We start from the raw sequence: 4,881 nt of genomic DNA, 5'->3' as shown, positions 1-4,881 counted from the left end.
GCGGTTAAGCCTGCCAGCGTTCCGGTGAGTACTGGGGTGTGCGAACCCCTGGGAAAGCCGGTTCGCCGCCTGCTATTCATACTACAGAGCCCGCAGCCGTGGTGGCTGCGGGCTTTTTTCATATCGATCGGGGAGCGGCGGTGCCCGGTCTCTCTGTCTTCTGAGAGATATCGCTCCGATGGAGGGGAGGCTCGTTGCAGCCGTGTGGAGACCACGTCGGCGTCTCCGTCCGGATCGATGAGCCTGTCCTCTCGCGACGAGGACCACTGCGCGCGTGGTGCTTCGACGCATGTAAAAGCACAAGGGTCGCTGGTCGCGCGTGTCGTCTCCGATCGCTTCGCACACCTGCGAGCTCGTCGTCGTTCGCTGCGTGGTGGCCTACGAGCTCGGACCTCCGGTGACGGTCCAGAACAGACTCTCGATGGACTTGCCGAGGAAGTATCCGACGATGGTCCACAGCACGCCACTCTCGACGCCGTACAACCCGAACCCGACAGCACCGCACAGCAGCGCGCACGCGATCTCCGGCCGGTCGATCACCGATTGCTTCATGCGGATCGCTGTTGCCCGACGACCGTGAGCGTTCTCCCGAACTAATTCGCCAATGGGGATACCGACCGTCGCTCAGAGCTATGTGTGGCCACCTGATTATTTGAAAGGCGGATCTGACACCAAGTGGGCCAAAAATACATCTATATCTTGGATAAAGAGCACGAAAATACCTTCCTGTGTCTGGAAGCTTGTAAGAGATTGCTTATATTTGATATACGAGATTAGTATGGCGGTTATATACTACACCTGATGAAATTCCTCTCTATAATCATCGCAGATACGGCCGATTCGGAGAGTCGGTCTCGAGTCGTCGATCCACGGTCGTTCTACGATCGACTGGACGAGATACGGGATGATCCGACTCTATTACAGCATTAGTGCTGTAATGCAACTCATCGGTCTGATATGCTACTAAATCCGCTAATAGAGAACTCTATACATTATAGACAAACACTCTTCACCATGAGTTATTCTCTCGCGTTTTTCTGACATAGGTCTGGTTCTCGCAGCGAATGATTTAGTTATGCTGGACTGCAGTCGTCATATCTGCACGCGTACTGGCTATCCCGACGGCTGCCGTCGGTCTGGTCACGCTGTGGACGACTCGAACGATCTTCGACTGTGATGAAAGAGTTCGGTGTCCGGCTACGAGGTCTGTACCCGAAGCGTCGGCACCTTCTCGTCGGCGTCTCGGCTGTTGAAGTCGGTGTACAGGCTGCTCTGTGGCTGCTGGACGGCCAGACTGACGACGCTATCGCCGCCGGCCTCCGATTGGACGAACTCGGTCACGTCGACGGTCCACCACTGCGGCGTTCGGGTGACGGTCAGAGAGCCCAGCGACGAGCCCAGTTCGGGTTTCGTGTCCCAGGTGAGTCCGTCCTCCGTCCAGCTGTCGTCGTCGACGGCGGCGACCGTACAGTCGACGGACGCTCCGCCGTTGTCGTCGGTGACCGCGCCGTACACGTCGAGCACGGCCTCCCGTACCTCGCCCGCGACTGACGCCAGGTCGAACGCGAGATACGATTCTCTGCTGTAGCCCGTCGGACCGCCTTTGACGACCAACGAGGACCACGAACCGTAGTTGTCGCCGGAGTACGACCCGTCCCGGACGAACGTGTCTCCACGCGGTGAGAGCTCTGTGACGGGGGCGTCGAAGGTCGCCGAGTGAGTCGCACCGCGAGTGCCGCCGACGGCGACCTCCATCGTGACACCTAGCTGGAACTGCGTGACGCCGACCGCCGAGTCTGTACTGACGATTCCGTCCGTGTAGTGCTCGTACTCGACGGTGACCGTCTCCTGTGTTCGGGAGGGGTCGGCGACGCCGATCACGAGCTCGTCGTTGCGGTGTCTGATGACGACGGCTGCTGGGCCGCTCACCGAGACCGTTCGCGTGGTCCGGGCGCGTGACACCATGCACCTCGCTCGCTTCTTCGCCTCCGAGGCCCTGATCGAGGAAGCACGCCAGCTCGAGGACCTCCGGGTCGTCGAGGAAGCGACGCTGATCGAGTTCGACGACGGCACCTTCAGCGCCTCGCTGGCGGACTGACGATCGTTACTACTGCTGTTCGAGACTGACTGTCTGTCTCGTCTCTCCCTCGCCGTCGCTGACCGTGGCCCCCGACCAGGTCCACTCGACGGTCGGCGGTTCGGTCCACGCCGTCGGGCTGGCTGTCCCCGGCACGCCGAGGACGGCCGTCGCGAACCGGTAACTGCCGGGCTCGAAGGAGCGAGACAGGACCGGGACCGCGGTGCGTGGGTGCTGGACGTTCGTGTTCGGGACCGGTGTCGTCACCGCCGGCTCACAGCGGTCCCCGCCGCCGACGGCCCGGAGGCCGCTGAAGTCCTCGAACGACACTGCCGCCATCTGCCCCTCGGTCGTCTCTCGCACGTCGTCGGCGTACGGTTCCTCGGTCGTCGGCAGCGCGAAGCCGCCTTCCGCGGTCTCGATCGCCCGCGCGGCTTCGAGCTGGTGGATCCGGACGTGCCACGGCCCGACCGGGAGCACCTTCGTGCTGACTGTCACGTCGTCGAAAGGGTCCCACGTCGACGCTGCGACGCCGTCGTCGACGCTGCCGTCGAGGGCCGCTGTCCGTCCGCGGAAGTGCTCGCCGTCCGCACTGACCACGAGCGTGCTGTCGATGCCACAGGCGTTGAGCCCGGCGATCCCGTCGTCGACGCCGAACCCGAAGTGACTGGAGTAGGCGAACTTGTCGTACTTGTTCCGGTAGCGGGGCGCGTCGGTGCCGCCGGTGAACGCGACGACGTGGTCCGGCTCGCGCCGGACGAGCAGGTCCGCCGCCTTGATCGGTCGCTGCCGGTCGAGTTCGGGTAGGGGCCGTTCGTCGGCCGTCCAGAAGGGGTGGTCCGCGTCGACGATCAGGGGCAGGAACGCACGAAACGCCCAGTACGGCGAGGACGGGGAGTTGTACCGCTCGGTCATCTTCTGTGAGGGGTACCGGTAGCCGACGGTCAGCGTCCCGTCGGCGGCGAAGATCGGCTGGTCGAACCACCACCGGAGGTTCCGGAGCCACAGCCCCCTGATCTCGCCCCACGGGAGGTCGGCGTCTCGACCGACGAGTGCGAGCGCGCCCCAGAACGCGGCCTGGGCGAATCGATAGGTGAGACTCCGGCCGTAGGGGACCGCGCGCCCGCTTGGCTCGAACAGGTGGCGGTACTCGCTGGCGAACTCGATCGCCCGCCGTCTGAACCGGGCCGCGCGCTCGGGATCGTCCTCGGCCAGCCAGGCGTAGAGGAGCCCCTCGACGTGCATCGTCCACGCAGAGTAGTAGTCGACTGGGGCGTCCGGACCGTCGGCGTACCAGCCGTCGTCGAGCGCGAAGGTTTCGAGACGGTCCAGGTCGGTCGCGACCTGCTGGCGGTCGAACGGGGCACCGACCGACGACAGCCCGACGTTGGCCAGCACCCGGAAGAACCGCCAGTTGTTGTCCGGAATCCACTCGCCGTTTGCCGCCGTCAGCCACGTCTGCACTCGCTCGCGTTCGGCCTCGTCGAGTGGCTCCCAGAGCTGTTCTGGGACGAGCCCGAGCGCCATCCCCAGACAGGAGCCCTCGACGACCTTCTGTCGCCCGTCAGCGATCGTGCCCCAGTACTCCGGGTGCTCCGGGTCCGTCCCGTTGACCAGTCCCGCCCGATACCGCTCCCACCCGTCGAACTCGCCGCCGCCGGCCGCGAGCGTGGCGACGCCCCACAGCGAGCGAGCGTACCCCTCGATCCCCGCTTCGTGGTTCGGGAACGACGCGCCGGCCGCGCCGACGCGAACGAGCGCCCCGCCGGGACTGTGGTGTGGTTCCAGCGGTGCGACGAGCTGTCGCACCGCCCGCTGTACGTCCGACCGCGTCGCCAGTGGGTTCTCCGTGACTGGATTTCCCATACCACCCCAACCGCGCTGTGGACAATGTATGTTGTGGCTCGTCGCCCACACGTCGCAGTTCGAGGCGATGCCCGACACTGTCAGCCGTCCGTGGCCGATTTCGCCGCACGCGAGGTGGCGAATATCGTCACGAACTGACAGCCAACAGTACGGCACTGGGCAACGCGATCCTCGCGCACCTCCCCGAGGACCGCGTCGACGAGATCATCGAGCAACACGGTCTCCCGGAGATGACCGAGAACACGATCACCGAACGCGACGAACTGTTCGAGCGCCTGAAACGCGTTCGAACGGAGGGCGTCGCTTTCGACGACGAGGCCCGCGTCAAGGGCCTGCGGTGTGTCGCCGTCCCGATCGTGAACAACGACGACGTCGTCGAGGGCGCGATCAGCGTCTCCGGGCCGACGAGCCGGCTTCAGGGGGATCGCTTCCGCTCGAAACTCCCTGCGAAGCTCAAGAGCGTCGCCAACGTCATCGAACTCAACATCACGTACACGTAGTCCGACACCGAGTCGTCCAGCGCCTCGCCGCATCAACTGGCAAGCTGCCGTACGACGAGACGGGCGAGCGTCCCACGACCATCGATCCACGGCGAAGCCGAAGCTGTCCCACACGATCTGTCCAGCAATGCAATACGAACGTCCAATAAGGCTCGAAAACGTCTGTGTGTGCGCGAGAGGTCACATTACGGCGGCTTCGCCTCGACGAACTCCGGACGGGGTCTGTGTTGGCAAACTGTGTACAGTAAAGCACGACCAATATTATCTTATAGAGAACGAAAGTCCACATATCTGGATACTATTGTGTATACGGCACTGTCTAGTTGAGGATTGAGGAATGAGCAGGCCGTAGCGAGAACTGTCTATGGAACTCGCAGACCTGCTCAGAGAAACGTTGGAAACAGACAGTCAAGACGTTTGGGAGAACGAGCGCACCCC

General features: G+C 63.5%; 3 protein-coding genes and 3 pseudogenes. 3 read left to right on the top strand and 3 right to left on the bottom strand.

The annotated features are described in order from the left end of the window. Positions 1-378 precede the first annotated feature (378 nt). Together IL252_RS17195 and IL252_RS17190 are read right to left on the bottom strand one after the other, a co-directional pair. A complete protein-coding gene (locus IL252_RS17195; RefSeq protein WP_208629043.1) occupies positions 379-552 on the bottom strand; it encodes a hypothetical protein in 174 nt (57 codons plus the stop codon). A gap of 645 nt (positions 553-1,197) precedes the next feature. Next, the gene (locus IL252_RS17190) at positions 1,198-1,965 is read right to left on the bottom strand and encodes a DNRLRE domain-containing protein (protein ID WP_244257343.1); all 768 of its coding nucleotides are present in this window, start codon (positions 1,963-1,965) and stop codon (positions 1,198-1,200) included. Here IL252_RS17190 and IL252_RS17185 point away from each other — a divergent pair. Further along, positions 1,928-2,098: pseudogene (locus tag IL252_RS17185) on the top strand (DUF362 domain-containing protein); the annotation flags it as partial. The gene IL252_RS17190 and the pseudogene IL252_RS17185 overlap by 38 nt on opposite strands. 9 nt (positions 2,099-2,107) lie before the next feature. Here IL252_RS17185 and IL252_RS17180 read toward each other — a convergent pair. Further along, positions 2,108-3,943, bottom strand: a complete 1,836-nt coding sequence (locus IL252_RS17180; protein WP_208629042.1) for a DUF2264 domain-containing protein — start codon at positions 3,941-3,943, stop codon at positions 2,108-2,110. Positions 3,944-4,086: 143 nt separating this feature from the next. On the opposite strand from IL252_RS17180, the pseudogene IL252_RS17175 reads away from it, so the two are divergent. Further along, positions 4,087-4,443 (top strand): annotated as a pseudogene (locus IL252_RS17175) (IclR family transcriptional regulator); the annotation flags it as partial. A gap of 364 nt (positions 4,444-4,807) precedes the next feature. Further along, positions 4,808-4,881 (top strand): annotated as a pseudogene (locus tag IL252_RS17170) (IS6 family transposase); the annotation flags it as partial.

Source organism: Halomicrobium sp. IBSBa (genome assembly GCF_017612575.1).
Lineage (GTDB): Archaea > Halobacteriota > Halobacteria > Halobacteriales > Haloarculaceae > Halomicrobium.
This window is presented reverse-complemented; position numbering and strand designations above follow the sequence as displayed.

Coding starts and splice junctions, on each gene's coding strand:
- IL252_RS17195 (WP_208629043.1), bottom strand. CDS start 552: ATGAAGCAATCGGTGATCGACCGGCCGGAGATCGCGTGCGCGCTGCTG.
- IL252_RS17190 (WP_244257343.1), bottom strand. CDS start 1,965: ATGGTGTCACGCGCCCGGACCACGCGAACGGTCTCGGTGAGCGGCCCA.
- IL252_RS17180 (WP_208629042.1), bottom strand. CDS start 3,943: ATGGGAAATCCAGTCACGGAGAACCCACTGGCGACGCGGTCGGACGTA.